The sequence below is a fragment of the Glycomyces buryatensis genome (genome assembly GCF_004912275.1).
Taxonomy (GTDB): Bacteria; Actinomycetota; Actinomycetes; order Mycobacteriales; family Micromonosporaceae; genus Glycomyces; species Glycomyces buryatensis.
The window spans coordinates 49,094-74,625 of record NZ_STGY01000057.1 but is presented as its reverse complement, the minus strand read 5'-3'; the positions used below and the strand labels follow the sequence as shown (position 1 = coordinate 74,625).

Here is a 25,532-nt window from a genome sequence, read left to right as displayed (position 1 = left end):
TGGGATGGGGCATTTCGCGCGCTCAACCAGAAGCCGACCGGGGCGGGACCGCAGTTTGGTCGCTAGGGGCCCGCCCCGGTCTCAAGAGACAACGGAGGTAACCACCGTGTCTGGACCCATTGTCGCCCACCCACCGGGGAAGGCCAACTTCCCTCCGCTCGGTGAAGCTCAGTCGTTCACCATCCGCTGCGCTGAATGCGGCGATGACCTCGGCACCCACCTGTCGCACTGCCCCGGCGTCATCGCTGCGGGCTACGACGCGCCCGGACTCGGCGCGTTCTCCAGCACCGTCTACCCCACGGTCGGCGGCAACTTCTGCAAACACCAGTGCGCCACCAGCGCCCTCCGCTTCTACCTGATGTTCGGCCCCGTCGAGCTCCACTTCGCGGACGGCCGCGTCCTCACCATGGATGACCTCCCGGGCGGATTCTTCGAATCCGCACCGGAGTCCTCCGCACCCGAATCCGGCGAGTCCGGAAACGAACCTCTCGAGTGAACTTCCGGCACGAGAACTGAATTTCGTTGGGGTGCAGTCTCGGGGGTGGGGGCGCTTGGGGAGCCCTGCATTGGGGGCCGGGGCGCTGGCGGGAGTGGCGTCGGTGGATGGTCGGGCTGCGCTAAAGGCATCGGCGACGGCAGCGGTGGGGAAGGGCGCGGCCTCCGTACCCGGCAACCAGGCCGCATAGGGCGGAAGGGTGGCGGAGTGCGGGGGTGCGATCGTGCGGTGCGGTGCGGTCCCGATGGCGGTCGTGGCGAGACGTGTTGTGCCGCAACCGTTCCACGAGGTGATTGTGACCGGCGTCTCTTTGTCGTTAGTGGATCGGTCTGTGACGTAAAGTTATCATTGAGGTACGCACAGAGATATGGAATTGGTACAGCAGTCGAGCAGGTGTAAGCAGACTACGCCAAGCCTCTGGCCGAGACGCCTTCTGACTGATTCCGAGAACACCGGCCTCATTGACCGGGGCAGTTGTTCTCAGCTCCTAGTGCTATCGGGTCCCGCGGTCCACCGCGCCCTCCTTGGGCCGGTGCAGGTGGGAGACGGCCTTGTCGGGATCACCTCGACTTGGCGGCACGTGTCCTGAACGAGGCACACCAGCGCACACGATGCAACGCCGACCATAGCGGGAGTCATGCGCTACCAGGCACACGCGAAGCACCAACCTGCACGGCAGGGAGTGTGAGCGGTGCCGGGCTAAGGGGCGAGGCATGCCCTCCAAGGAATGACCCGCGGAGCGTGCCGGACCTACATACGCAACACACCCTCTCTGCGGAGGGGGATGCGGAGCATGCCAGGCCGAGGCCCCGGGAGCCTCCCGGACCGAACCCGCCTGCACACCAGACGGAGCACGGGAGGGAAGCGACCAGGACATGACCGGACCGACCGGTCAGCGGGACGCTCGTTGAACGGCACCGTTCCACCGGCACAGGGCCGGTCAGCGGAACGGACCGGTGAGCAGGATGCCCCGTCAGCGGGCTTCACGCGCTCCCGGGCGAACCGGCGAGTGGGAGGCGCCTCGGTGGACTTCACCGGGCCGGAACGGACCGGCCCGGGCCTCGAAGCCCCTGAAGAGAGAGGGGGCGAGCAGGACCGAGCGGCACGAAGACCGAGGGCCGAGAGCCGAAGGCCGATGTGTGATGCCCGAAGCGGGACACGGGAAGGGAAGGGAGGCAAGACGACCATGACGACCATGACGACCATGACGGACCCGAGCTCGACCGCACCCCGCACTTACCTTCGCTGGCAGTCCCGCACGGGACTTTGGACGGCGGAGGCCACCGGCCCGGGCCGGACCCCCGCTCCGCCAAGGGCCGCAGTCGACCGCAGGTCCGCCCCGACCGAGGACCGACCCGACCAGGCGCATGCCGGGCAGGCCCCGGCCACGCACCGAGGACCGGACCACCACCACTCCACCGCTGCGGGCCCGAACCTCCACCGACGACCAACCCCGCCCCGGCAGACCACCGCGACCAAGACTCCCCGCCACTCCGTCGCTGCCAGCCTGAACCTCAAGGGAGACGCCGCCCAGCCCCGGCAACGCACCCAGGAGCCACCGCTCTCCATCACCCCATCGTTGACCGCCTGAACCGCAAGGGAAACGCCACCCAGCCCCGGCAACGCACCTCGGCCCAGCCCACCGCCACTCCATCGCTGCCTGCCTGAACCGTGAGGGACGCGCCGCCGGGTGTTGCGACGCACCGTCGCCATGCTCGCCACCTCGCCATCGCTGACCGCCCGAACACCGACCGACGACCAGCCCTGCCCTGCGACGCACCCCGCACCCCGCACCCCGCACTCCGCACTCCGCACTCCGCACTTCCAGCCAACACACCCTCACCGCCGCTTCCAAACCGAGATCGAGCCCGGCCTGGATGCCGCCAATCTCACCGTGATGGAACGCAGCCGAGAGCGGCGGAAACTGAGCGAGTCGCCCGAATCGGGTGGGCCTATGAATCGGGCTTGGTGGACCCAAGAGACCGCCGAGGTGGACAGAGCACCCTCGATTCGCGCGACGATGGTAGAACTCTCGCATGTCTCAGGCTTCAAGCGACTCATTGCATTTCGTCGAATACGGCGAAGGGGTACCGCTGCTCGCGATCCATGGTTGGACGCCCGATCACCGCCTCATGACCGGCTGCCTCGAACCGCTCTTCTCGGCGCGTCCCGGCTGGCGCCGCCTCTACCCCGACCTGCCGGGCATGGGCTCCAGTCCGGCGCCGGAGTCGATCAACTCTTCAGACGACATCCTCGCCGCGCTCGAGAACTTCATTGACGAACAGATCGGGGACCGGCCGTTCGCGCTCGCGGGTGAGTCGTACGGCGGGTACCTCGCCCGCGCGATCGCAGGTGCCCGCCGCGATCAGGTGATCGGCCTGGCCCTGATCTGCCCTATCGGCACGGAGCTCGATCCGGCGAAGCGGCACGTCCCGGCCCACGAGGTCATCGCCCCCGACCCCGAACTCATGGCGGGTCTCTCCGCGGACCAGGCCGACAGATTCGGCCCGATGGCGGTCGTGCAGTCCGCTGAAACATTGCGCCGCTTCCAAACCGAGGTCGAACCCGGCCTGGATGCCGCCAATCTCGCGGCGATGGAACGCATCCGGGAGCGGTGGGAACTGCGCGAGTCGCCCGAAGCGGGTGCGGCATATCCCGGACCCTCGGTGATCATCACCGGCCGCCAGGACTCGTCCACCGGCTACGCCGACACCTACTCTCTTCTCGACCACTACCCGAGGGCGACGTTCGCGGTGCTCGACCGGGCCGGCCACAATGCCCAGATCGAGCAGCCGGATCTGTTCAATGCGCTGATCGGCGAGTGGCTCAACCGCGTTGAGGAGGCTCTAGCCCTGGGTTGAGGGCCGCACTGCGGGCGGCGTTGATCGCCGTGAACAGCTCGTCGGTGAATCGCCGGTAATCCTCGTGCGCCGCATCGTCGGGGAACCATTGATCGAGCCATGAACCCATCCCGCCGAACGCGGTTCGCGCTCTGGACGCAGCCGCGTACAGCCGCAGCGCCTCAGTTGTGCGGCGCTCGCGGGGAAGCTGGTCGATCCAGTCCCCCAGATCCCCCATCTCATCCAGCGCGGCATCGTTACGGCCGTGGAGGATGTCATGCGGGGCGGTGAAGTACCGAGCCCAGTGATCCATTCCCTGACCCTCGGCGAACTGCTTGACGCCTTGCAGCGCTCGGGAAAGGACGGCCGAAGCGGCTTCGACAGCGGCCACGGCTTCTGTTTCGGTTTCGGCATCGCGGAGTCCCAGGTCGTCCTCGGCAATGTGGACGGCGGTGACGGTGCCCCGTCCCTGCTCATCGACGGCGACCGTGATCGAGTCGCCGCTGTAGAACTCCTCCTGCGACGTCCGTTCCCCGGTGGGTTCGAGCTCGAGCTCGGGGAACACGACCGCCTCGCCGATGTCCTCGATGTACACCGCCCAGTACCGGCCGACGTCAGTCACGCCGAGAGCCACGCCCCGCCTTCCGGCGAACTCGGGCTGCGTCGTCGTCTGCGCGACGACGACCACGTCGAAGAAGTCCACGGCCATCCGCACAGTATTGCGCCCGTTCACCACGGCCGGACGCCCGGCGCGGACTAGTACTCCAGTTGTAAGTCCGAAGCTTGTGCCGCATGTGCCGCAGGGAGTTCGTTGAGCGAATTGATGACGCGGATGCCGGCGCTGACTGCGGCGGTGGCGTTGTCGTTCGCCCAGTTGAGCTAGGCGTGGGGGCCCGCTGGCTGAGCTCCTATCGCGTCGAGCTCGTACTCGTCCCCGATGTAGGCCACCTCGTGCGTCTGGAGGCCGAGCGAGGTGCAGTCGGTGAGGACGATGCTCGGGGCGGGTTTGGCGGCACCGTACTGATCCGAGCATACGAGGCGGTCGCCGAAGTAAGACAGAAGTCCGATGGCGTCGAGTTTGCGGCGTTGGTGGTCGGCGGAAGAGTTGGAGAGGATGTGTCAGGCGGGAGTGGTTGCGGCGGGACCGGTCCCGGCTGCTCAGGCTTATCATCGGCGGAAGTCCCTCAGAGGAGTCCGCCTATGAGAACCACCTTGCTCACGCTCATCGTCCTGTTCGGGTTCATCGCAGGAGGTTGCGGCTCTGTCGAAGAGGAGCCGCCGGATCTTTTCGCCGAGTATGCCGAATCCGCCGACGTGGTCAACGATCCGTTCCCCACGGACTCATGCTGCCGGGACCGGCAGGCCCAGCTCGCGTCGATCGGTGGTCCGGATGCCGTCTTGTCGAGTCTGCTCGGCTACCGGCGCTGCGGCAGGGAGGAACCGCCGTTCTGCGAGCTCAAATCCTCACAGGGGCAGGCGGCGCGTGATTTCGCAGGCGATAACGCTGCTGTCTACGAGCGGGGCATCCTCGTCAAAGACCGAGACGGCGTGCTTGAAGTGATGACGCTCTACGTCGTCGAGAACAACGAAGGCGAGCGGCTGCTGATCGACTGGCTGGGCGAGACCTACGATAGCGGGCTCGCCGACTTCCAGGCTAACAACGGGTATCTGCGCGAAGGGGACTGGATCCTCACCGTGAAGGAACCGACCGAGCTGTCCGATGAGGCCGAGATCGTCACGGTCCCAGGCAAGACGACGGCAACATGGATCCGCTGGGCGATCGGCATCGGGATTGCCGCCGCGGTGGCGGCCATCGCGGTCATCGTGGTGGTCCGGATCCGCTACTTCCGTTCGATGCGACGACCCGAAGAACCGTCCTGATCGGATCGACCCTCTTTCATGCGTCATTCAGCAGGATTAGCGCTCCAGGGAGAATTCATGGTGTGAGCTGCGAGGATGCCGATGTTGGACGCGGGACAGCCGCTGTGATCATTGTTGTTGTGACGCAACTGAAGAGCACAACGGCCACTCAGGCGAGTGTAGACGTGGGCCGCTGGCGGTCGGATCTGGACGCACTGTGGGCGCGCATCGCCCCGGCATTCCGGCGGATCGAGACCAGGCGAAACGCGAAGCGCCTGGCGACGGCGATGATGGCGCATCTGGAACGGCGCAACTGCTGGACCCTGGCCGAGCACGCGGGCGAGGCCGGGCCGTGGCGGTTCCAGCACCTGCTCTCCCGCGCGAGCTGGGACGACGCACAGGTCCGATCCGAGATCCGCGCCTGGGCATCCGAGCAGCTGAGCAGCTGAGCGAACCTGCGAGTGCTGGCCGTGGACGAGACCGGCGATGTCAAGAAAGGCGACTCGACCGTGGGCGTCCAACGGCAGTACTCGGGGACGGCGGGCCGGATCGAGAACTGCCAGATCGCCGTCTACCTCGCCCTGGCGACCGCGGCCGGGCACGCGCCGGTCGATGTCCGCCTCTACCTGCCGAAGGTCTGGACCGACGACCCCGAGCGATGCCGGCTCGCAGGGGTGCCCGAGCCGGTGGGCTTTCGCACTAAACCCGCATTGGCCGACGACATGATCGAGGCCGCGCTCGATGCCGGCGTCGTGGCCGACTTCGCGGTCGGCGACGAGGCCTACGGCATCAACCCTGAACTGCGCCGCCGGCTCGAAGAGCGCGGCCTGCCCTATGTCCTGGCCGTCTCCTGCAACACCCCGATCGCCGTCGCAGCGGGCAAGACCACCCCCGCCGACGCGATCGAACAGGCAGGAGTCGCCTGGCAGACCCGCTCGGCCGGCGACGGCGCGAAAGGGCTGCGCCGCTACGACTGGGCCTGGATCGACCTGGCCGACCAGGGCGAAGGACACGCGCATCTACTGGCCCGCCGGAATCGCCGCACAGGCGAGCTCGCCTACTACTTGACCTGGACCCCCACACCGGTCCAGCTCCAGACACTGGTCACTGCCGCCGGGATGCGCTGGAGGATCGAAGAGACCTTCCAAGGCGCCAAGGAGCTCGCTGCGCTCGATGAGCATCAGGTCCGGACCTGGACCTCCTGGCACCGCTGGGTCACCCTCGCGACGCTCGCCTAAGCCTTCCTCGCCGTTACCCGCGCCCGTGAACCCGAACCGGGCGAGCCCGGCATGATCCCGTTGACCTGCAACGAGATCCGCCACCTCCTGGTCACCGTGATCACGCCCAGCCTCGACTGGCGGCACCGGCTCCACTGGTCGACCTGGCGCCGCCGCCACCAACCGACCGCGAAACAGCTCCACTACCAGCGACAACACGCCTTCGCCGCATGAAAACCCGAACTTACAACTGGAGTACTAGGGCGAGTCTCGTGAACCGTTGGGACACAAAGAATAATCGGACATCCTATAGGGTGACCGCATGGACCAGAATGAACGGCTGCGTCACTCCTTGTCGTTCGGTGTAGCGGCGAGCGCGTATGCCGAACATCGTCCGGACTACGCGCAGGCCGCAGTGCGTTGGGCGCTTGAGCCCGCGCCCGGACCACGCGTGCTCGATCTTGGCGCCGGGACTGGCAAGCTGACCGCCACGCTGATTGGGCTGGGCGTCGATGTCGTTGCCGTCGAACCCGATCCGGCGATGCTGTCCGAGCTGCGCCGATCGCTGCCAGCTGTCGGTGCCCAGTCGGGCAGTGCCGAGGCGATTCCGCTGCCGGACGCCTCCGTCGATGTCGTGCTGGCCGGCAACGCCATGCATTGGTTCGACATGGCCGTCGCGGGCTCCGAGATCGCCAGGGTCCTGGCACCCGGCGGGATCCTGGCCGGCCTGTGGAACGTCATTGACGACCAGGTCGAGTGGGTTGCCGGGCTCGCGCGAGTCAGCGGAAGCGCGGCCATCGGCCCGCGTGACACGCCCGCCAGCTGGCGCGCCGAGACGGCCGATATGCACCTACCGAAGACCGGCGCGGCCGCTCGGTTCGGCTCACCGGAACAGGCGGAGTTCCCGCACGGACAGCGCCGCACTGCCGAGTCGCTCGTCGCAACTCTCGCCACGAGGGCGGGAATGCTGGTCATGCCGAACCCGGAACGAGAGGCCACGCTGGGCCGCATCCGCGCGTTCCTGGCGACCCGACCGGAGACCACCGACGGCGAGTTCACCCTGCCGATGCGGACCGCCGTGCTGCGCGTCCGGCGGCTGTGAACCATCACGCGCGCTGCTCACTGAGCAGACCGGGTACCGGACGATCCGCTGACCTGCCAATCAACACCGTCAAGACCGAGATGTCGCAACCACCGGTCGAAACCGCGCAGCGACCAACAGCGCCAATAACGGGACAAGCTTTAGGAAGGCGCCGCTTGAGCTAGAAAGCCGCTGAAGATGTACGTCACCTGGTCCCAGAACTTGAACCCGGTTGGCGTGTATGTATCAGCGGCTTCATTACCGCAAGCCGCCACCATGACATTCGAGGGATCCGGAAGGTCGGTGGTGGATATATTCCATATCACGACACCGAAAACGGCACAGATCAGTCCGACGCGAGCCCAACGGGGGAGCTTGTGCTGCCTGACCGGTAGAACCATGATGAAGGTCGTAGCAATCAGTAGCGTTCCTGATCCCACCTTGCCACCGCCAAGCAGCACAACACCACACAATCCGGTGATGACAATTCCTGTCCACATCGCTATCTTCTTGAGGGTGTCCATCAGGTTTCGTCCTTTCGTTGCGGCCGGGAGGGATTCGGCCCGACAGAACCAGTTCACCGCGCGCCCCGTTGCGCGGGCGTAAACCGAAACGGCAATGCCGCAGCAACATCGGATGCGCTTCCGGCGCATTCGCCTGCGCGGACACGGAGCGCTCATTGCCGCAGTCCGTTCGCGTCAGCACCCCCAAGGCCAGACCGCCGGCCAGGGAGATCGCCAGAGCGGCCAACGGAGAAGACGACTTCCTGAGCGGTGTCACTTTCAGTCCTCGGCTCCGAAGCCCGACCATCGCCGGATCATCGCCGGGATCCTCTGGCGCACTTGGAACGGCACGACCTGGCGCGCGGTCCCGGATTAAGAACCCCTAGGAGTCGATGCGGGACTCGACCGTCCATTTGCGAAGCCATTCGGGCACTTCGAGGGTGTCGGGGATTCCGCCGGCGAGTTCCTCCAGCTCGTCGTGCTCCACCGAGCCCCCGGAGCGCTTGAGGAAGCGGCTGCGCACATACGCCTGCGCGTACACGGTCTTCCCGACGCAGAAGGTCTGCTCGATGTAGATCCACCGTTCGTCGAAGCCGAGAACCCGCGTATCGACGTCGAAGCGCTGGCCCAGCTGCAGCGACTTGCGATAGGTGATGGTCTGCCCGGCGACGACCGGGTACCAGGCGCGCTCCTTCAGCTTCTTCCAGAATCCGGAGCGCATCATCAGGTCCATCCGGCCCAGGTCCATGATCGCCAAGTACTTGCTGTTGGTCATGTGGCGGAACACGTCGAGGTCGGTCGGCAGCACCCGGAACGGCGTCCGAGTGGTGTCCCACAGGCCCACCCGCTCCTGCCTCCGGGACCGCCACCACAACACCAGCAATCGGACGTAGAGGTTCACCGAATCGCCTCCGATCGTTGGATTCGAGCCCCTGAACTTGGGGTTACTCGAGAGTAGCAAGTTGGCCTGGGGGCGACGGTGCCGCGGAGGCTAACCCGGACGCTTCCGGGAGAAGATGACATCGGCGACCTCGGGGGCCGTCATCTTGACGATGACGCGGGCGGCGTCGCCGAGCGCCGCGAGCTGCTCCGGCGTCAATACGTCGACGACCAGGCGCCGCACCTCGCGGACGTGGCCGGGCGCGGCCTCCTCGAGCTTCTTCCGGCCGGCCTCGGTGAGGACCGCGGCGGTGCGCCGGTCGGCCTCCTTGCACGCCATCCGCTCGACGTATCCGGCGCGTTCGAGCCGGGTGACGGCATGCGAGAGCCGGGAGGGCGAACCCTGCGCCATGACCGCGAGGTCACTCATCGGGACGACGCCGTGCGGGGAGTCGGACAATCGCACCAGCACGTGGTATTCGAACGAGTTGAGCCCGGCATCCCGCTTGAGCTGCGCGTCGAGAGCCGAGGGCAGCGTGGTGATCAGCGTCGCCAGTGCGACCCACTCCTCCAACTGTGCGGGAGTGAGCCACGGGACGTCGTCGGTCGATGCTTCGCGGGCCATATAGAGAAGTCTACAGAACATGGACTTGAATGTTCAAATCAAACGCGCTACCGTCGGAGTTGAACATTCATGTAGCCGTCCCGGCGGCGGATCCTCGCCGGACAATCCACTAGGAGCTCACTTCCATGACACTGCTGCGCATCGACTCCAGCATCCAGGGCCCCAACTCGGCCAGCACTCAGCTGGCCGACCAGGTCGTCGCGGAGTTCACCGCCGCAAAGCCGGGCGTGGACATCGTCTCCCGCCACCTCGCCCAGCAGCCGCTGCCGTCCGAGGCCTGGCCGAACGCCATCGGCGCCGCGTACACGCCCGAGGACCAGCGCAGCCCCGAAGGGCTCGCCGCCCTCGCGATCGCCGCCGAACTGGCCGATGAACTGCGCGGCGCCGACCACGCCGTCATGGCCCTGCCGCTGTACAACTGGGGTGTCTCGCAGCACGTCAAGACCTGGATCGACCTCGCGATCGCCGGCGGCACCGCGCCCGGCGAGAAGCTTCTCGAGGGCACGCCCACCGTGCTGCTGACCACCCGCGGCGGCGCGTACGGCCCGGGCACGCCGAAGGAGGGCTGGGACCACAACATCGGTTACATCTCCCGCATTCTCGGCGAGGTCTGGGGCGCCGAGCTCACCGTCATCGAGCGCGAGTTCACCCTCGCCGGCGTCAACCCCGCCATGGACGCCTTCCTGGACGTCGCCGCACAGGTGAAGCAGGACGCCGAAGAGGCGGCGGTCAAGGCCGGTCGCGCCCTGGCCTCCTAATTCACGGTCGAACGAGCCGCCGAGCGATTTGCTCGGCGGCTCGCCCCTTCCATTGCCCGCGAACGAAAGCGGCGCCCGGCCACGAATTCGTTGAGCGGCCTTACGAAAACATATTCATCATCTTGACTATGTAAGACGGAACTTGCTACCATCCGTGGGAGCGCTCACCCCAATGTTCCCCACTTCCGTGCGCTCGCCTTCATCGACGGTCCCCTACCGCACCCTCACGAGCGGTCCGCGCAGCGGCCCAACCGGACAAAGGACATCGAATTATGCAAATAACTCGTAGACGTGGGCGACTGGCGATAGCCGGGGCCGCAGTCGTGGCGCTCGCCGCGAGCACGGCGACCATCCTGTCGGCGGGCCAGGCCTTCGCCGAAGAGGGCTGCCAGGTCGACTACATCATCGGCAACGAGTGGAGCGGCGGTTTCCAGGCCAATGTCGCCATCACCGCGGACGAACCCATCGACGGCTGGGAGATCAGCTGGGACTTCGGTGCCGACACCACCGTCAGCAGCGCGTGGAACGTCGACTGGGACCAGAGCGGCAGTACCTTCACCGGCGCCGACGTCGGTTGGAACGCCGGCATCTCCTCCGGGCAGAGCCGCGAGGTCTTCGGCTTCATCGGTTCCGGCAGTACCGATGAACCCACGAACATCACGGTCAACGGGGACCTGTGCGAGGGCCAGGTCGACCAGACCGACCCGCCCACGGACCCGACCGATCCGCCAACCGACGAGCCCACCGATCCACCCGCCGAGGCGGTGTCGATCATGCCGCTGGGCGACTCCATCACCGGCAGCCCGGGCTGCTGGCGCGGGAACCTGTGGGACCTGCTGACCCAGGCCGGCCACGAGGTCGACTTCGTCGGGTCGCTCTCCCAGGCCTGCAACCCGGCCGGTTCCGATCCCGATCACGAGGGCCACGGCGGCTTCCAGGTCACGCAGTCGGTCGCGAACGGCGACGTGCGCAGTTGGCTGGAGCAGAACACCCCCGACGTGCTGATGATGCACTTCGCCACCAATGACGTCTGGTCGAACATTCCGCCGGCCCAGATCCTCGACGCCTACACGACCCTCGTGGCGGACCTGCGCGAGCTGAACCCGGACGCGATCATCCTGGTCGCGCAGATCATCCCGCTCGAACCGGACCCGTCGGGCGGCTGCACCGACTGCCCGCAGCGGGCGATCGACTTCAATGCCGAGATCCCGGCCTGGGCCGCCGAGCAGACGACCGAGGAATCGCCGATCACCGTGGTGGACCAGCACACCGGCTGGGTCCCGGCGGACGACACCTACGACGGCGTCCACCCCGACGAGGACGGCTACGTCAAGATGGCCGCCAATTGGTTCGAGGCCCTGGACCCGATCCTCTCGTAAGGACCGAGGACCGGAGCGGCGTTCGATCGCGCCGGAGGTGAGGGCGACGCCCAGGGCCGCGAGGCCGAGGGCGACGCCGATCCACACCGGCGCGATCATCCCCAGGCCGCCGTCGATCGCGAGCCCGCCCAGCCAGGCGGACATGGCGATGCCGACGTTGAAGGCCGACGCGTTGGTGGAGGAGGCGAGGGAGGGGGCATCCTTCGCCTGCTCCATCACGCGCGTCTGGAAGACCGGGACCATCGCGAAGCTGGCCGCGCCGAGGATGAACACCATGATCACGGCCGTGACCTGCTGCTGCGCGGCGAAGGCGAAGACGATCAGCGCGATGATCGCGCAGATCATCGTCCCGTACATCGCGCGCGTGAGCCCGTGGTCGGCGAGCCGGCCGCCGAGCAGGTTGCCGACGGTCAGCCCGGCGCCGAAGAGCAGCAGCAGCCACGGCACCGCCGCGGCGTCGAAGCCGGAGACGCGCGTCAGGATCGGCTCCAGGAACGTGATCGCGGCGTATGCGGCGCCCCAGCCGAGCATGGTGACCGTCAGGACCAGCCACACCTGGAGGCGGCGGAACACCGCCAGCTCGCCGCGGAGACCGGCGCCCGGCTCGTTCGGGCGGGCGGGCACGAACGCGACGATCGCGGCCAGCGCGGCGGTGCCGATGATGGCGATGGCCCAGAACGCGGCACGCCATCCGAGCTGCTGCCCCAGCGCGGTACCGAAGGGGACACCAACCACAGTGGACAATGTCAGGCCGGTCATCATGAGCGCGATGGCACGCGAGCGCCGTTCGGGGGCGACGAGGCTCGCGGCCATGATCGGGCCGATGCCCATGAACGCGCCGTGGCACAGGGCCGAGACGACGCGTCCGACCATGAGCATGCCGTAGCCGGTCGCGGCGGCGGCGACGACGTTCCCGGCGATGAACAGTCCTATCAGGACGATGAGCATCGTCTTGCGCGGCAGGCGGGTGCCGGCGGCGGTCATGATCGGCGCGCCGATCGCCACCGATGCGGCGTAGCCGGTGACCAGCAGACCGGCGGTGGAGATGGAGACGTCCAGGTCCTCGCCGAGCGGGCCGAGCAGGCCCACGACGACGAACTCGGTCAACCCGATCCCGAACGCACCCAAGGCGAGCGCTCCGATCGCGAGGGCGCGTCGCCGCTTGGAGTACGCGGCAGGGGATGTTCGGTCCGGGGTCGTCAGGGTCGACACGCGGGGAGTCCTCTCAGCGGGGTGTTGCCGAAGCGGGCCGGGACGGGCGCGCACCGCCGCCAAGTCTGCGTCAACCGCTTGCCGGGCGTCAAGTAGATTCGGGGGCCTCTCCCCCGGGGTACCTCCCAGCGAGTAGGCGAAGATACGTTCGCACGCTGATTCAGTCAGGGCCTACGGCTCGGACGATGTAGTCATGGATGACAACATCGTGTCGACCGACCGGTTGACGAAACGCTACGGCGACCACCCCGCCGTCGATCAGGTGAGCCTGAGCGTGCGCCGCGGCGAGGTCTACGGATTCCTCGGGCCCAACGGCGCCGGGAAGACCACCACCCTGCGAATGCTGCTCGGCCTCGTGAGGCCCACCGGCGGTACCGCGAGCGTGCACGGCCTGGCGCCCGGAAGCCCCGATGCCCTGCGGCGCACCGGATCCCTCATCGAGGGGCCCGGGTTCTTCCCCTACCTGTCGGGCCTGGAGAACCTGCGGGTCATCGCCCGCTACCGGGGCCTGGGCCGCCGCGACGCCGACGAGGCGCTGGAACGGGTCGAACTCACCTCGCGCGGCTCGGACCGCTTCCGCACCTACTCGCTGGGCATGAAACAGCGGCTCGGCGTCGCCGCCGCACTCTTGGGGCGCCCTGACCTGCTGATCCTCGACGAGCCCACCAACGGTCTCGACCCGGCCGGCATGGCGTCGATGCGCTCGCTGATCCAGAGCCTGAGCGACGACGGCCAGACCGTCCTGCTCTCCAGCCACCTCCTGGCCGAGGTGCAGCAGTTCTGCCACCGCGTCGGCGTCATCGTCGGCGGCAAGATGGCCTACGAGGGCACCGTGTCCGAGCTGCGCGGCTCCCGGGTGCTGCGGCTGCACGCCGACCCGATCGACCGGGCCATGCGGGTCCTCAAGGGCGCCACGGCGTCGGGGGCCGACCTGGCCGACGACGAGGACGGGCGGCCCACACTCACCGCCGACGCCCGCGGCGTCGACATCCCGGCCCTGATCCGGGAACTGGTGGCCGAGGACGTCGACGTCCACTCGGTCTCGGTGAACGAACGCTCCCTCGAAGAGGTATTCCTGACGATGACGGAGGCCAAGTGATGACCGCCCTGCTGAACACCACCCGCGCCGAACTGCGCCGAATCCTGCTGTGGCCCGCGACCTGGGTCCTCGGAGGCATCTGGATCACCCTCCAGCTGATGTTCTCCTACGCGTTCCCGTTCATCGCCTACCGCTCGAACGACCCGGACGCGTTCCAGGGCGGCCCCAGCGACCAGCTGCTGGCCTCGATGCTGCCGCCCGAGGCCCCGACGATCATGATCCAGGGCACGCCCATGTTCGGCGGCGCGATCGTCATGATCTTCGCGGCTCTGGCCGTGGGCAGCACCTACAACTGGGGCACCTGGAAGACCACCCTGACGCAGGGCCCGGGGCGCCTCACCACCATGGGCGGCATGGCCGCGGCCATCGGGGTGTGCCTGGCCGGGCTGATCGCGATCAGCACCGCGGTCACGCTCGGGATGTCGTCGCTGATCGCCGTCATCGAATCGCGCGACATCGTGTGGCCCGACTGGGGCGACCTGGGCGTCGCGGTCGGCGGCACCGGCCTGGTGCTGGGCATGTGGGCGGCGGCGGGACTGTTCCTGGGCGCCTTGACTCGCGGACCGGCGCTGAGCGTCGGGCTGGGTCTGCTGTGGACGCTGGCGGTGGAGAACCTGCTGCGCGGCGCGGCCAACCTGATCGACGGCTTCTCGGCGGTGACGGACGTGCTGCCCGGGTCGAGCGCCGGTTCGCTCGCCGGGGCACTGGGCGCGGCGTCGAGCGGATCGGAGGCGACGCCGGGCGTGCTCGACGCGCTCACCGGACCGACCGCCGCGAGCCTGCTGGGGATCTACCTGGTCGTCTTCCTGGTGGGGACGCTGATCCTGATCAAGCGCCGCGACGTCGCCTGACCCTTCTGGACACGCTGAGAACCGCCCGTCGGCAACGTGCCGGCGGGCGCCCGGCCGCGGTGGGAGTTCCCGACCGGGGAGCGCCCGCCACGTTCCCAGTGTGGGGGCCGGGAGTTAGCCGGTCTTGGTGTCTCGGCCGATGCGGACGCGGAGCTTTCGGGGCTGAGTGACCGAACCCCACCGACGCCTGGGGAGGCCCGAATTCCCCGTCACCGCTCGGTTCGCGAGCAGGTCGGCGGCGCTCTCCAGCACCGCGTTCGAGATGTGGACTCCGGTGCAGATCCGCGGGCCCGCGCCGTAGGGCAGGTACGCGTGCGGGTCGTGGACCTCCTCGGCGAGCCACCGCGTCGGATCGAACCGGCTCGGGTCCTCGCGCCACCAGCGCGGGTCGGTATGGAGCAGCAGCGGACTGAGGAAGACCGAGTCGCCCGCGGGGACCGTGACGTCCCCGAACTTGGCGTCCTCCGTCAGGATTCGGCTGGTGAGCGCAACCGACGGATACAGCCGCAGGGTCTCCTTCACTACGGCGCGCGCCCAGTCTTCGGCGCCGACCGCCTCGGGCCGGACGATGTCGTGTTCGCCGTAGGCCGTCAGCAGCCACGCCAAGCCGGTCCCGCCGACCGTGTAGAGGTTTCCGAGATTGATCGACAGCGCCTGCGCGACTTCGAGATCGGTGAACGCCGGACGGTCGTCGTCGCGGGCGTCGAGGAGCAGGTCGAGCAGGTCCGAGGGCGGTTCAGCGGCATCCCGCGCAGCGCGGCGCTCCCCGACGTGCGCGACGAGGGCTTCGATCCAGACGGTGTTGACGCGCAGGCGGCGGCGCGCCCGGGAGGAGAGCCAGTACGGCAGCGTGAACGACGCCATGCTCTCCTGCTGGAGCAGGTCCGCGGCGGAGATGAGGACACTTCGCAGCGGGCCCTCCAGATCCCGGACGAACACGCTTCCGGCGGCGTCGAGCACGGCGAGCTGGCAATCAGTCAGACTGGCCGGGGAATCCCCCGAGGCGTCCATGAACTCCCGGAGGCGCAGGCGGATGGCCGGGGCCGTCCGCTCGGCGACGTCGCGGCCGAGCCGGTGCCACTGCGCAGTGCGGCGGGCGGCCATCCAGGTCTCGACGTGGTCACGGATGAGGTCGGGGCGGCTGAACTGCCGCGGTTCCTCGGTCTGATCCGCGACGGTCGCGCTGTTGCTGCGGGCCATCGCCCAGTTTGTCCACTCGGGACGGGCGAGCAGGACCCTGCCCGCGGCGAAGGAGCACACGTCGCCGTACTCGTCTCGCAGTCGCGCCAGGCATGCGATCGGGTCACGGTCGAAGTCTTTGGGGGGCAATCCCAACGGTCGCGGCACCGGTCCTGGGGGAAGTGTTGTCGACTCCCGCGAACCGTCTGGGGCTGCGGGCGAGGTCCGCATGTCGGCACCGCGACCGTTGCGATCCATGGTTACTTCGGGTAAGGCAGCGGGTAGCTGGCGGGCTTGACGCTCCCACCGAAAGCGTTGAGCATGAATGCCTTGATCAGTGCCATTTTCACTCCAGTCATTCGGGCGACGGAAGCCGCCGCGGTGTTCGAAAGTCAAGTACAGCAGTCGAAGGCAGCGATTGCGAGGCGGTGGACCGGCGGGAAAGCGGCAGGAATTGCGAGCGCGTTCACGCATCCCGCTTCGGGAAACGCTCTGCCGAAGATCCCGAGGATCCGCTCCCCGAGGAGCGATGTCGACGGGCGGACCAGTCCGCGCTCGGGCTCAGACGGTGGCGGGCGACGGGCGGGCTGATTCGCGCATTGCGTCAGCGCTGCCTGGGCACCGACTTTCCGCCGGTGGCCAGCCGCATCAGGTCCGAACTCAAATCGATGTCGAGCTCGGTGCCGCCCGCGCTGCCGTACTCGTGCTGGTAGCTCTTCCAGGACTCGTCCCGGATCTGGCGGGCGAAGCCGCTCTCCATGAGCAGCAGCAGCTCGATCGCGGCCCGCTCCACGTGCCCTCCGAGCGCCTTGTCGTTCCAGTCCTCGCTGGCGGCGAAGACCGACGTCGGCGCCGTCAGCGTGCGCATGTAGGCGAACAGGGACCGCATCTGCTCGTCCACGACCAGCGCGTGCCGCGCCGTCCCGGCCGTCGCGGCCAACACCACCGGCTTCGCGATGAGCAGATCGTTGTCCAGCACATGGAAGAACGAGGAGAACAGCCCGCTCGGCGCGGCCTTGTACACCGGCGCGCTGGCGACGATGCCGTCGGCGGCGCCCAGCAGCTCGACCGCGCGGGTCAGACCCGGGCCAATGTGCTGCGAGACGATCGCGGTGGCGATCTCGGAGGCGAGCGAGCGCAGGTCGATCACGCCGACCTCGACGCTCTCGCCGCGGTCGGCGGCGAGTTCGCCGGTGCGAGAGGCGATCCGGTCGGCGAGCAGCCGGGTGGAGGACGGATCGCTGGTGCCGCCGGAGACGACGACGAGACGAAAGCGTTCGGTGGCGGCCTGGCCTGCGGGGTCGTTCATCGTTGTGGCTCCTGTTCGGACTTGAAGTGGTCGTCTTGAATGAGTCGCTCGCCGGCGGCGAGCTTGCGGCAGAGCGCCTCTAGCTGGTGCATCTCGGATTCGGTGAGCGCGCGCTTGACCGCACGCGAGACGTCGACGGCGTGCCGCCCGCCGATGCGGCGCTGCGCCCCGCGTCCGGCCTCGGTCAACGAGAGCCTGACGCCGCGCCCGTCCACCGGATCGGCGGCCCGCGCCACCAGGCCCCGGTCGACCAGGCGCTCGACCATCCGAGACAAGGCGGGCTGGCTGAGCAGGACGTCGCGGCCCAGTTCGACCGGCCGGATCGGTCCGTCGTGTTTGGACAGCGTGTAGAGGACGTCGTACTCGCGCATCGAGATGTCATCCCACATGTCCTCGGCGGCGAAGCCCTTCATCAGCCGCGCGTGGGCGGTGAGCAGCGCTTCCCACGCGTCGTTCGCGAGTCGGCTTTCACTGCGGGCCATGGCCGTCACTCCCCCTCAGACCAGCTTCGGGTACTCGGCCGAGGCGTCGCTGTCCTGGTAGGGCGAGGCGCCCGTGACATTGTCGCCGCGGTTGGCGTTCGGGCGCGGCTGGCGGGCCGGCTCGTCGCCGTACTTGGCGCGCACCAGACCCTGGTGCGTGGGCGCGTCGGCCGACTCCGGGTCGCGGCGCGAGGCGAGTTCCTTGCGCAGCACCGGAACGACCTCCTCGCCGAGCAGGTCCAGCTGGTTCAGCACGGCCTTGAGCGGCAGTCCGGCATGGTCGATGAGGAACATCTGGCGCTGGTAGTCGCCGAAGGCGTCGTGGAACGTCAGGGTCTTCTCGATGACCTCCTGCGGGCTGCCGACGGACAGCGGCGTCTGGGAGCTGAAGTCCTCAAGCGACGGACCGTGCCCGTACACGGGGGCCTCGTCGAAGTAGGGCCGGTACTCCTTGAACGCGTCCTGCGAGTTCTTGGCGATGTAGGTCTGCCCGCCGAGCCCGACGACGGCCTGCTTCTGAGTGCCGTGGCCGTAGTGCTCGAAGCGCTGGCGGTAGAACTCGATGAGGCGCAGCGAGTGCGAGGTGGGCCAGAAGATGTGGTTGGCGAAGAAGCCGTTGCCGTAGAAGGCGGCCTGCTCGGCGATCTCCGGGGTCCGGATGGAGCCGTGCCACACGAACGGCGGGACGTCGTCCAGCGGGCGCGGCGTCGAGGTGAAGCCCTGGAGCGCGGTGCGGAACTCGCCCTCCCAGTCCACTACGTCCTCGCGCCACAGCCGATGCAGGAGGTTGTAGTTCTCCAGCGCCAGCGGCAGGCCCTTGCGGATGTCCTGGCCGAACCACGGGTAGACCGGCGCGGTGTTGCCGCGCCCGAGCATGAGGTCCATGCGCCCGCCCGCGAGGTGCTGGAGCATCGCGTACTCCTCGGCGATGCGGACGGGGTCGTTGGTGGTGATCAGGGTGGTCGAGGTGGTCAGCAGCAGCCGACTTGTGAGGGCGGCGATATTGGCCAGCAGCGTGGTGGGCGAGGAGGAGAAGAACGGCGGGTTGTGGTGCTCGCCGATGGCGAACACGTCCAGGCCGACCTCTTCGGTCTTCTTCGCGATCTGGACGATCGCCTTGATCCGCTCCGCCTCGCTCGGCGTCTCGCCCGACACGGGGTCGCGCGTGATGTCGCTGACCGAGAAGATTCCGAATTGCATCGTGGGCCTCGTTCCCCCGCCTCCGCGGGCCTAAGTTCATGCGTTTGCATCTTCTTCAACGAGGCAGGGCAACGGGCTATTCCGATCCGGGGGCGGTCAGTGCGGTGGGCTCGGTCACCGTTCCCGGAGGTCAGGGACGCAGGGCTGCGAGCAGTTCGGGGCCGGTCCAGTCGCGGCGGCCCCCGGCCTCGGCGGTGTGGACCAGCTCGGTCAGGCGGGCATTGACGGGCGTGGTCCGGCCGTGTTCGGCGGCGAGGGCGACGATCGCGCCATTGAGGTAGTCGACCTCGGTGGCCCGTCCCGCCTCCAGGTCGTCCTGCATCGAGGAGCGGGCGTGCGGATCGATCTCGAGCGTGCGGGCGGCGACTCGGGTGAAGAGCGCATCGGGCAGGCCGAGCAGGACCGGAGTCCAGCGCGGCGGGATCGGCGTGAGCCTGGCCGGGACCAGGCCGACGGCGTCGAAGGCGGCCAGGCCCTCGCGCTGCGCCAGCGCGAGGCAGCGACGGAAGGGCCGCTGCGACAGTTCGGTGCGCAGCGGCAGACCCGACAGGGCATTGACGGCATTGTTCAGGTTGAGAAGGAGCTTGGCGGCGAGGACGGGGCGCATGTCGTCGCGGTGGATGAGCGGCAGTCCGGCCCGGTCGAAGGCCGCCTCGAACGGATCGAGTGAGGTGTGGGCTTCGACCTCGAGATCGCCGGAGCTGGCGCAGTGGAAGCGGCCCTCTCCCCGGGCGACCACGTTGAACGGCGCCATCCCGGCCAGGACGATCGCGCCGGGAAGCCGCTGGCGCAGCACCTCGGCATTGTTCAGCCCGTTCTGAAAGCTGATCACGACCGTTCCCGGCCGCAGGTGGGCGGCCAGTTCCTCCCCCGCCTGCGCGGTCGCCGCGGACTTGACGGCGACCAGGACCAGGTCCGCCTCGGCGGCCGCCTCCGGGGTGGTCTCATAGCGGGGCTCGGGGACGCGCAGTTCGGCGCCGCGGTAGTCGGTGAGGGTGAGGCCCGGCCCGGTGATCTGCCGGGCCAGGCGCTCGCGTCCGATGAAGACGACCTCCGCACCGGCCGCGGCCAGGCGTCCTCCGATGTAGCAGCCGATGCTTCCGGCGCCGTACACGCAGATGCTCATGGCCGCATGTTAGGGGGTGTTTCGCTAGATCGCGGACCAACCGCCGTCACAGGGCGGGACTGCGCGGGTCAGGAGGTCCGTGTCGAGGCGATGAACATCGCGCCGAGCTCCAGGAGCCGGTCGGCGAAGGCCTCCGCGTCCAGCGGGTCGTCGCCGGTGGTGAGCCAGCGGTTGACGACCGCGGCCGCCCCGCCCGTCAGGAACAACGCCAGCTCATCGATCCGCTCCGCGTCCAGCGAATCGCCGAAGGACCGCTCGATCCGCTCCCGACTCACCGGAACCAGCAGCGCCGACAGCCCCTGATTCAAGGCGAACCCGTTGGCGCTGTTCAGCACCGCCCGATAGAAGCGGCGGTGCTCCGCGAAATGGCGGGCGGCGACCAGCGCCCGGTCACGTCCGATCGGCACGGAGGCGTCGTCCTCGAATCGCTCGCTCAGTTCCCTCCGTGCCAGGTCCAGCGCGGCCTCCAACAGGAGGCTCTCGCGGTCGCCGTAGTGCTGGTAGAGCAGCTGGCGGCTCACCCCTGCGGCCTCGGCGATGTCCGAGACGGGGACGGCTGCGGTGTCCCGCTCGGTGACCAGCGCGTATGCGGCGTTCATCAGGGCGGCGCGGGAACGGCGCACCCGGCGGTCCTTGGCGCGCGGAGGGAACTGCGGGGGCGAATCCATCTCGAGACCATAGGCGAACGTCCATTAATTAACAAGTGTCGACAAATCAAGACGGCCGTGACCTGCTGCGACGGGTGATGGTTCGATGGTTCCGCGGACATCCCGTCGGGGCGGGACCATGCTGGACGACGTGCGAAGGGGTCGAGGCCGGTACTCGGTCTTCGACGCGCGGCCTGGAATCGAACCCGGAGGGGACCCGGATGAGCGTGATAGTGACCGATGCGCCGGAGCGGAACCGCTACGAGGCGCACATTGACGGCAAGCTCGCGGGCTTCGCCGAGTACACGCGGCAGGGCGACGTCATCACCTTCATCCACACCGAGGTCTTCCGCGAGGCGGAAGGCACCGGCGTGGGCTCGGCGCTGGCGCGGGCCTCGCTGGACGAGGCGCGGGAGCGCGGCGAGCGAGTGCGGCCGGTGTGCCCGTTCTACTCCAAATGGATCAAGCGGCACCCCGAGTACGCCGATCTGGAGGCCGACGCCCCCGACGCGACCGAGTAGCACCGCAACGTGTTGTGCCGACGCCGATCCGCAGGTCAGCTCGGCTGGGTGGCGATCTGGATGAGGTTGCCGCAGGTGTCGTCGAGCACCGCGGTTGTCACCGGTCCCATCTCGGTGGGTTCCTGGGTGAAGTGCACGCCGAGGCCCTGCAGCCGCTGGTACTCGGCGTGGACGTCGTCCACGGCGAACGAGGTGAACGGGATGCCGTCGGCGACCAGGGCGTCCTTGAACGGCTTCGCCGCCGGGTGGCCGCTGGGTTCGAGCAGCAGTTCGGTGCCGCCCGGGTCCTGCGGGGACACCACGGTCAGCCAGCGGTCGTCGCCCAGCGGGATGTCGTGCTTCTCCACGAACCCCAGCGTGTCGGTGTAGAACCGCAGCGCCTTCTCCTGGTCGTCTACGAGCACGCTCGTGAGGTGGATCTTCATGTCGGTTCCCTTTCCCCGTGTGTCTCGGCGGGCCACTTCGAACACGCCCAGGTTATGCAGGGACGTCGATCGGGCGTTGGATGACGCCCGAAAAGCACCGGCCCGGGGCGATGCCCCGGGCCGGTCCGCTTCTTACGGCCTATTCGTACGGGTAGTCCAGCACGACCTCGGCGTAGCCGGCCTGACCGGCGGCGTTCGGATGGAAGGACGCCTCGTCGGTGACATGGCCCAGCAGCCACGGATCCTCGGAGCAGATCGCATGGTCGGCAAAGGCCTCGCGCGGGTCGGCGAAGGGGAACCCGTGCGCCTCGGCCACCTCGGCGGTGGTCGCGTTCAGCAGATCCGCCAAGTCGTTCAGCGCCGCCTGCTCCTCGGGCGTGATGCCCACGGTGGCGTCGCAGGTGGTCCCGTCGAACAGATGCGGATAGCCCACCACCACGATCATGGCGTTGCCCGCCTCGGCCGCGACCTGGGTGTACAGGTCGTCCAGGCTGGCGGGCAGCACGTCGGTGGTCGCGGCTTCGGCGCTCTCGATCGCGCTCGCGCAGGCGTCGTCGTCGGTTCCCGAGCAGGCGCTCATGATCGCGGAGAACCCGATGTCATTGCCGCCCACGCCGATCGAGACGTGCGCCGTCGAGTCGTCGAGGTGGGTGAGCTGGTTCTCGACCACATCAATGGTCTCAGCGCCCGAGCAGGCGTCGAACCGCAGTTCCTCGCCGAGCTCGACGGCCGCCAGCTTCGGGTAGGCGTTCTCGGAGCGACGGCAGGCGTCATCGTCGATGTAGTCACCCGCGCCGGCGCCGGCCACATAGGAGTCGCCGAGGGCGACGTACTCCTCTGCCGTGATGTCCGCCGTGGCCTGGTGGCTGAACGAGGCCACCCCGAACGCGGCGGCACCGGCGAGCGCGACGACGCCCGCGGCGGCGAGGGCCCGCAACGCCCAGCGCGGCTTTGCGTCCCTTGGGAACACGGACCTTTGGAACACAGAAATCTCCGATCGAAGAGTGCGACGGTGGCCGGGGCGGGCGCACCGAATGATCCCGGCAATTGTATAGACACCCGGCAATCCGGGTCGTACCTCGAACTGTCGGCCTCCGATACGGCGACCGGCCCGGGAGAACATCCCCCGGGCCGGTTCACATTGCGCGCCTTAGTCGTTCAGGTAGGGCACCACGACGTCGGTGTAGCCGTCCTGGCCGGCCGCGTTCGGGTGGAAGGACTCGAAGTTGCCGGTGTAGCCCAGCAGCCACGGGTCGGCCGAGCAGACCTCGTGGCCGGTGAAGGCCTCGCGCACGTCGGCGAACTCGAAGCCGTGGTCGGCGGTCACGGCCGCGGTGGTCTCGGCCAGCAGGTCGGCCGCGTCGTTCAGCAGCGCCTGCTCCTCGGGGGTGATCGCCAGCGTGTCGTCGCAGGAGGTCTCGTTGAACAGGCGCGGGTTGCCCACGACCACGATCGACGCCTTGTCGGCCTCGGTCTCGACCTGGGTGTACAGGTCGTCCAGGCGGGTGGGCAGGGTGTCGGTGATGATGGCCCGAGCGCCCTCGACCGCGGCCGTGCAGGCGGCGGTGTCGGTGCCGGCGCAGGCGCCGAGGACCGAGGAGAACCCGGCGTCGTTGCCGCCCACGCCGATCGTGACATGGACGGTTTCGTCGGTGAGGTGGATGAGCTGGTTCTCCACCACGTCCGCCACGACCGCGCCCGAACAGGCATTGAACTTCAGCTTCTCGCCGATCTCGGCCGCGGCCTGCTTGGGGTAGGCGTTCGCGGAGCGGTAGCAGCCGTCGTCGCCGATGTAGTCGCCGGCGCCCACGCCGGAGGCGTAAGAGTCGCCGAGCGCGGTGTACTGGAGCAGGGTGACGTCCGCCGAAGCCGAGGAGCCGAACGAGGCCACCATGAACGCACCGGTGGTCGCGAGCGCGGCGGTGGCCGCGACGACGATTCCACGCACTACGCGGCGCTTCTTGACATCCTTTGAGGACACTGAGTCTCCGATCATCGAGCAGACCGGCGGGCGGTGAGAGTCCCCGCCGGAAGGACCGCGCCATTATAGGCACCTTATGTCCATGTGCGACAAGCAAACTGTGCGTAAGCGCAGCGGCCGTCCCATACCCCACCGACCCGGGGGAACCGTAGCCTCGATCCTCCCGCGGAGGTACGACAAGAACCGGGACCCCCAGGGACCTTGTCACCCGAACGTGGGGCGCGGGCGGGATGGGGACGGCGATGAAAGAATGAGTATAAATTTTGGTATTCTTCTTGCAGAGAGTACCCTCATTGAGAGTACCGAAATCCATACTATCCCTGATTGGAGGCGACGTCACCATGGAGTTCTATGGCCGCCAGCGCGAGCTCGCCCAGCTGAATCGCTGGTACGGCGCCGTGGGGCGCGACGCCCAACCAGGCCAGTGCCTCATCATCCGGGGCCGTCGCCGGGTGGGCAAGTCGCGGCTCATCGAGGAGTTCGTCCGCCGGCTCGACGCGCCCTCGGTGTTCTTCACCGCCTCCAATCTCTCGGCCTCGCAGGAACTGCACAACCTCACCCAGGCAGTGCTGGCCTCCGACCTGCCCGATGCCGAATCCTTCGGTGAGGCCCCCACCTCCTGGGACAACGCACTGCGAATGCTCGCGCAGATCCTTCCCTCCGACCGCCCGAGCGTGGTCGTGCTCGACGAGCTCCCCTATCTCACTGAACACGTCGACGGATTCGAGGGGAGCCTCCAGACCGTCTGGGACCGGATCATGTCCCGCAAACCGGTGCTCCTCCTGCTCGTCGGTTCGGATCTGTCGATCATGCAGGCGCTCAACACGCATGAGCGGCCGTTCTACCAGCGCGGCAACCCGGTGCTCATCGAACCGCTGACCGCCGCCGACGTGCAGGACATGACCGGTCTGCCTCCGGCGCAGGCCATCGACGCCCGGATCGTCACCGGCGGGATGCCCCGGCTGTGCGTGCAATGGCCTCGCGGCGCGAGCCTGGAGCGGTTCCTGGAACTCGCGCTGGCCGACCCGGCCGACCCGTTCATCACGTCTGGAGAACTCGCCATCAGCGGCGAGTTCCCTCCGGATACCCATGCGCCACAGGTGCTCTCGGCGATCTCATCCGGTGAGCGCACATTCACCTCCACTTTGGGCGATCTCGACCTGAGTCGCATGACCCTCTCCCGGGCCCTCACGCGGCTGACCGAGAAGGGCATCGTCGCGGCCGAGACTCCATTGTCGACTAAGCCGTCGCGCGAGACCCGGTACCGCATCACCGACTCGTACCTGCGGTTCTGGCTGTACTTGTTGCAGCCGGCGCTCGGCATGGTGCAGCGCGGCCGGGGCGACCGGGCCGCCCGCCGCATCCTGGCGGGCTGGCCCGCCTGGCGCGGGAGGGCGGTGGAGCCACTGGTCCGGGAGTCATTGGCGCGCTTGGTGCCGGATGCGGGCGAGGATTGGGCCGACGCGGATGCGACCGTCGAGGTCGGGGGTTACTGGACCCGCTCGAATGATGTCGAGATCGACCTGGTCGGCACCGATCGGAGGCCGATCGCGAAGCGCATCGGCTACCTCGGGTCGGTCAAGTGGCACGAGTCCGTGCGGCTGGCCCGGAAGGACTTCACGGCGCTCGCCGCCGTCGTGGCCCGCGTTCCAGGGGCGACCGAGGAGACCCCGCTGATCGGCGTCTCCAGGGTGCGAAGTGAGGCCGGCCCTTGGACGACCGTGTACTCCGCGGAGGACCTGGTCGACGCCTGGCGGTAGCGGACGCGTTCGCCCGAATGCGGCGGGACCCGCGGAGCAGCTCGCGGGTCCCGCCGGGGATATTGAAGAATCAGATGGCATCGGTCAGGGCACGGCCGGGAG

At 68.3% G+C, this 25,532-nt stretch carries 25 protein-coding genes and 2 pseudogenes; 12 read left to right on the top strand and 15 right to left on the bottom strand.

Annotated features, from left to right (window positions below):
* Positions 1-106: 106 nt before the first annotated feature.
* The 3 genes from FAB82_RS15970 to FAB82_RS15960 all read left to right on the top strand — a co-directional run bounded on the left by FAB82_RS15970 (position 107) and on the right by FAB82_RS15960 (position 3,357).
* Positions 107-496, top strand: a complete 390-nt coding sequence (locus FAB82_RS15970; protein WP_136535535.1) for a hypothetical protein — start codon at positions 107-109, stop codon at positions 494-496.
* Between the two features lie 1,195 nt (positions 497-1,691).
* Entirely contained in the window at positions 1,692-2,087 is a 396-nt protein-coding gene (locus FAB82_RS15965; protein WP_136535534.1) for a hypothetical protein, read from the top strand.
* Positions 2,088-2,532: 445 nt separating this feature from the next.
* Positions 2,533-3,357 carry an alpha/beta fold hydrolase gene (locus tag FAB82_RS15960; RefSeq protein ID WP_136535533.1) on the top strand — a complete coding sequence of 275 codons (825 nt, stop codon included), beginning with the start codon at positions 2,533-2,535 and terminating at the stop codon, positions 3,355-3,357.
* Here the strand turns inward: FAB82_RS15960 and FAB82_RS15955 are convergent.
* Complete coding sequence (locus tag FAB82_RS15955) at positions 3,323-4,045, bottom strand: hypothetical protein (protein ID WP_136535532.1); 723 nt, start codon at positions 4,043-4,045, stop codon at positions 3,323-3,325. The genes FAB82_RS15960 and FAB82_RS15955 overlap by 35 nt on opposite strands.
* A gap of 170 nt (positions 4,046-4,215) precedes the next feature.
* Positions 4,216-4,452, bottom strand: coding sequence for an HAD family hydrolase (locus FAB82_RS28910; protein ID WP_136535584.1), 237 nt, complete (start codon positions 4,450-4,452; stop codon positions 4,216-4,218).
* An 84-nt stretch (positions 4,453-4,536) separates the two neighbouring features.
* On the opposite strand from FAB82_RS28910, the gene FAB82_RS15945 reads away from it, so the two are divergent.
* The 3 genes and pseudogenes from FAB82_RS15945 to FAB82_RS15935 all read left to right on the top strand — a co-directional run bounded on the left by FAB82_RS15945 (position 4,537) and on the right by FAB82_RS15935 (position 7,515).
* Positions 4,537-5,217: a hypothetical protein gene (locus FAB82_RS15945; RefSeq protein WP_136535531.1), complete on the top strand. Its 681-nt coding sequence runs from the start codon at positions 4,537-4,539 to the stop codon at positions 5,215-5,217.
* Between the two features lie 164 nt (positions 5,218-5,381).
* A pseudogene (locus tag FAB82_RS15940) lies at positions 5,382-6,647 on the top strand (IS701 family transposase).
* Positions 6,648-6,735: 88 nt separating this feature from the next.
* Positions 6,736-7,515 carry a class I SAM-dependent methyltransferase gene (locus tag FAB82_RS15935; protein ID WP_136535530.1) on the top strand — a complete coding sequence of 260 codons (780 nt, stop codon included), beginning with the start codon at positions 6,736-6,738 and terminating at the stop codon, positions 7,513-7,515.
* 140 nt (positions 7,516-7,655) lie between these two features.
* Here the strand turns inward: FAB82_RS15935 and FAB82_RS15930 are convergent, their stop codons facing one another.
* The 3 genes from FAB82_RS15930 to FAB82_RS15915 form a co-directional block, all read right to left on the bottom strand.
* Positions 7,656-8,018 carry a hypothetical protein gene (locus FAB82_RS15930; RefSeq protein WP_136535529.1) on the bottom strand — a complete coding sequence of 121 codons (363 nt, stop codon included), beginning with the start codon at positions 8,016-8,018 and terminating at the stop codon, positions 7,656-7,658.
* 361 nt (positions 8,019-8,379) lie between these two features.
* The gene (locus FAB82_RS15920; RefSeq protein WP_136535527.1) at positions 8,380-8,898 is read right to left on the bottom strand and encodes an acyl-CoA thioesterase; all 519 of its coding nucleotides are present in this window, start codon (positions 8,896-8,898) and stop codon (positions 8,380-8,382) included.
* A gap of 90 nt (positions 8,899-8,988) precedes the next feature.
* On the bottom strand, positions 8,989-9,501 hold the full coding sequence (locus tag FAB82_RS15915; RefSeq protein WP_136535526.1) for a MarR family winged helix-turn-helix transcriptional regulator: 513 nt from the start codon (positions 9,499-9,501) through the stop codon (positions 8,989-8,991).
* A 125-nt stretch (positions 9,502-9,626) separates the two neighbouring features.
* On the opposite strand from FAB82_RS15915, the gene FAB82_RS15910 reads away from it, so the two are divergent.
* Both FAB82_RS15910 and FAB82_RS15905 read left to right on the top strand, forming a co-directional pair.
* A complete protein-coding gene (locus FAB82_RS15910; RefSeq protein ID WP_136535525.1) occupies positions 9,627-10,259 on the top strand; it encodes an FMN-dependent NADH-azoreductase in 633 nt (210 codons plus the stop codon).
* 272 nt (positions 10,260-10,531) lie between these two features.
* Positions 10,532-11,638: a cellulose binding domain-containing protein gene (locus FAB82_RS15905; RefSeq protein WP_136535524.1), complete on the top strand. Its 1,107-nt coding sequence runs from the start codon at positions 10,532-10,534 to the stop codon at positions 11,636-11,638.
* Between the two features lie 198 nt (positions 11,639-11,836).
* Here the strand turns inward: FAB82_RS15905 and FAB82_RS15900 are convergent.
* Positions 11,837-12,727, bottom strand: a pseudogene (locus tag FAB82_RS15900) (MFS transporter); the annotation flags it as partial.
* A gap of 316 nt (positions 12,728-13,043) precedes the next feature.
* Here FAB82_RS15900 and FAB82_RS15895 point away from each other — a divergent pair.
* Both FAB82_RS15895 and FAB82_RS15890 read left to right on the top strand, forming a co-directional pair.
* Positions 13,044-13,949, top strand: coding sequence for an ABC transporter ATP-binding protein (locus tag FAB82_RS15895; protein ID WP_136535523.1), 906 nt, complete (start codon positions 13,044-13,046; stop codon positions 13,947-13,949).
* Positions 13,949-14,800 carry an ABC-2 transporter permease gene (locus tag FAB82_RS15890; protein WP_136535522.1) on the top strand — a complete coding sequence of 284 codons (852 nt, stop codon included), beginning with the start codon at positions 13,949-13,951 and terminating at the stop codon, positions 14,798-14,800. Before FAB82_RS15895 ends, FAB82_RS15890 begins: the two co-directional genes overlap by 1 nt.
* A gap of 114 nt (positions 14,801-14,914) precedes the next feature.
* On the opposite strand, the gene FAB82_RS15885 is transcribed toward FAB82_RS15890, so the two are convergent.
* From FAB82_RS15885 to FAB82_RS15860, 6 genes are all read right to left on the bottom strand, one after another.
* Positions 14,915-16,129: a cytochrome P450 gene (locus FAB82_RS15885; protein ID WP_136535521.1), complete on the bottom strand. Its 1,215-nt coding sequence runs from the start codon at positions 16,127-16,129 to the stop codon at positions 14,915-14,917.
* 454 nt (positions 16,130-16,583) lie between these two features.
* Positions 16,584-17,288: a CE1759 family FMN reductase gene (locus FAB82_RS15880; protein WP_136535520.1), complete on the bottom strand. Its 705-nt coding sequence runs from the start codon at positions 17,286-17,288 to the stop codon at positions 16,584-16,586.
* Complete coding sequence (locus FAB82_RS15875) at positions 17,285-17,770, bottom strand: MarR family winged helix-turn-helix transcriptional regulator (protein WP_136535519.1); 486 nt, start codon at positions 17,768-17,770, stop codon at positions 17,285-17,287. The genes FAB82_RS15880 and FAB82_RS15875 overlap by 4 nt, the downstream gene beginning before the upstream one ends.
* A 15-nt stretch (positions 17,771-17,785) precedes the next feature.
* Entirely contained in the window at positions 17,786-18,970 is a 1,185-nt protein-coding gene (locus tag FAB82_RS15870; RefSeq protein WP_136535518.1) for an LLM class flavin-dependent oxidoreductase, read from the bottom strand.
* Between the two features lie 130 nt (positions 18,971-19,100).
* Positions 19,101-20,096 carry a 2-dehydropantoate 2-reductase gene (locus FAB82_RS15865; protein WP_136535517.1) on the bottom strand — a complete coding sequence of 332 codons (996 nt, stop codon included), beginning with the start codon at positions 20,094-20,096 and terminating at the stop codon, positions 19,101-19,103.
* Positions 20,097-20,164: 68 nt separating this feature from the next.
* Complete coding sequence (locus FAB82_RS15860) at positions 20,165-20,764, bottom strand: TetR/AcrR family transcriptional regulator (protein ID WP_136535516.1); 600 nt, start codon at positions 20,762-20,764, stop codon at positions 20,165-20,167.
* Positions 20,765-20,964: 200 nt separating this feature from the next.
* Between FAB82_RS15860 and FAB82_RS15855 the strand changes: the two genes are divergently transcribed.
* Positions 20,965-21,264 carry a GNAT family N-acetyltransferase gene (locus FAB82_RS15855; RefSeq protein WP_136535515.1) on the top strand — a complete coding sequence of 100 codons (300 nt, stop codon included), beginning with the start codon at positions 20,965-20,967 and terminating at the stop codon, positions 21,262-21,264.
* Between the two features lie 35 nt (positions 21,265-21,299).
* Here FAB82_RS15855 and FAB82_RS15850 read toward each other — a convergent pair whose 3' ends face one another.
* From FAB82_RS15850 to FAB82_RS15840, 3 genes are all read right to left on the bottom strand, one after another.
* Positions 21,300-21,689, bottom strand: coding sequence for a VOC family protein (locus FAB82_RS15850; RefSeq protein WP_136535514.1), 390 nt, complete (start codon positions 21,687-21,689; stop codon positions 21,300-21,302).
* A gap of 139 nt (positions 21,690-21,828) precedes the next feature.
* Complete coding sequence (locus FAB82_RS15845; RefSeq protein WP_168801627.1) at positions 21,829-22,674, bottom strand: SGNH/GDSL hydrolase family protein; 846 nt, start codon at positions 22,672-22,674, stop codon at positions 21,829-21,831.
* A 165-nt stretch (positions 22,675-22,839) separates the two neighbouring features.
* Entirely contained in the window at positions 22,840-23,670 is an 831-nt protein-coding gene (locus FAB82_RS15840) for an SGNH/GDSL hydrolase family protein (protein WP_168801626.1), read from the bottom strand.
* Positions 23,671-24,011: 341 nt separating this feature from the next.
* On the opposite strand from FAB82_RS15840, the gene FAB82_RS15835 reads away from it, so the two are divergent.
* Entirely contained in the window at positions 24,012-25,430 is a 1,419-nt protein-coding gene (locus FAB82_RS15835; RefSeq protein WP_136535511.1) for an ATP-binding protein, read from the top strand.
* The last annotated feature ends 102 nt before the right edge of the window (positions 25,431-25,532 follow it).

What these genes read in the sequence shown, in the direction of transcription:
- FAB82_RS15965 (WP_136535534.1), top strand. Translation starts at nt 1,692, where the DNA reads ATGACGACCATGACGGACCCGAGCTCGACCGCACCCCGCACTTACCTT.
- FAB82_RS15960 (WP_136535533.1), top strand. Translation starts at nt 2,533, where the DNA reads ATGTCTCAGGCTTCAAGCGACTCATTGCATTTCGTCGAATACGGCGAA.
- FAB82_RS15955 (WP_136535532.1), bottom strand. Translation starts at nt 4,045, where the DNA reads ATGGCCGTGGACTTCTTCGACGTGGTCGTCGTCGCGCAGACGACGACG.
- FAB82_RS15945 (WP_136535531.1), top strand. Translation starts at nt 4,537, where the DNA reads ATGAGAACCACCTTGCTCACGCTCATCGTCCTGTTCGGGTTCATCGCA.
- FAB82_RS15935 (WP_136535530.1), top strand. Translation starts at nt 6,736, where the DNA reads ATGGACCAGAATGAACGGCTGCGTCACTCCTTGTCGTTCGGTGTAGCG.
- FAB82_RS15930 (WP_136535529.1), bottom strand. Translation starts at nt 8,018, where the DNA reads ATGGACACCCTCAAGAAGATAGCGATGTGGACAGGAATTGTCATCACC.
- FAB82_RS15915 (WP_136535526.1), bottom strand. Translation starts at nt 9,501, where the DNA reads ATGGCCCGCGAAGCATCGACCGACGACGTCCCGTGGCTCACTCCCGCA.
- FAB82_RS15910 (WP_136535525.1), top strand. Translation starts at nt 9,627, where the DNA reads ATGACACTGCTGCGCATCGACTCCAGCATCCAGGGCCCCAACTCGGCC.
- FAB82_RS15905 (WP_136535524.1), top strand. Translation starts at nt 10,532, where the DNA reads ATGCAAATAACTCGTAGACGTGGGCGACTGGCGATAGCCGGGGCCGCA.
- FAB82_RS15895 (WP_136535523.1), top strand. Translation starts at nt 13,044, where the DNA reads ATGGATGACAACATCGTGTCGACCGACCGGTTGACGAAACGCTACGGC.
- FAB82_RS15890 (WP_136535522.1), top strand. Translation starts at nt 13,949, where the DNA reads ATGACCGCCCTGCTGAACACCACCCGCGCCGAACTGCGCCGAATCCTG.
- FAB82_RS15880 (WP_136535520.1), bottom strand. Translation starts at nt 17,288, where the DNA reads ATGAACGACCCCGCAGGCCAGGCCGCCACCGAACGCTTTCGTCTCGTC.
- FAB82_RS15875 (WP_136535519.1), bottom strand. Translation starts at nt 17,770, where the DNA reads ATGGCCCGCAGTGAAAGCCGACTCGCGAACGACGCGTGGGAAGCGCTG.
- FAB82_RS15870 (WP_136535518.1), bottom strand. Translation starts at nt 18,970, where the DNA reads ATGCAATTCGGAATCTTCTCGGTCAGCGACATCACGCGCGACCCCGTG.
- FAB82_RS15865 (WP_136535517.1), bottom strand. Translation starts at nt 20,096, where the DNA reads ATGAGCATCTGCGTGTACGGCGCCGGAAGCATCGGCTGCTACATCGGA.
- FAB82_RS15860 (WP_136535516.1), bottom strand. Translation starts at nt 20,764, where the DNA reads ATGGATTCGCCCCCGCAGTTCCCTCCGCGCGCCAAGGACCGCCGGGTG.
- FAB82_RS15855 (WP_136535515.1), top strand. Translation starts at nt 20,965, where the DNA reads ATGAGCGTGATAGTGACCGATGCGCCGGAGCGGAACCGCTACGAGGCG.
- FAB82_RS15850 (WP_136535514.1), bottom strand. Translation starts at nt 21,689, where the DNA reads ATGAAGATCCACCTCACGAGCGTGCTCGTAGACGACCAGGAGAAGGCG.
- FAB82_RS15835 (WP_136535511.1), top strand. Translation starts at nt 24,012, where the DNA reads ATGGAGTTCTATGGCCGCCAGCGCGAGCTCGCCCAGCTGAATCGCTGG.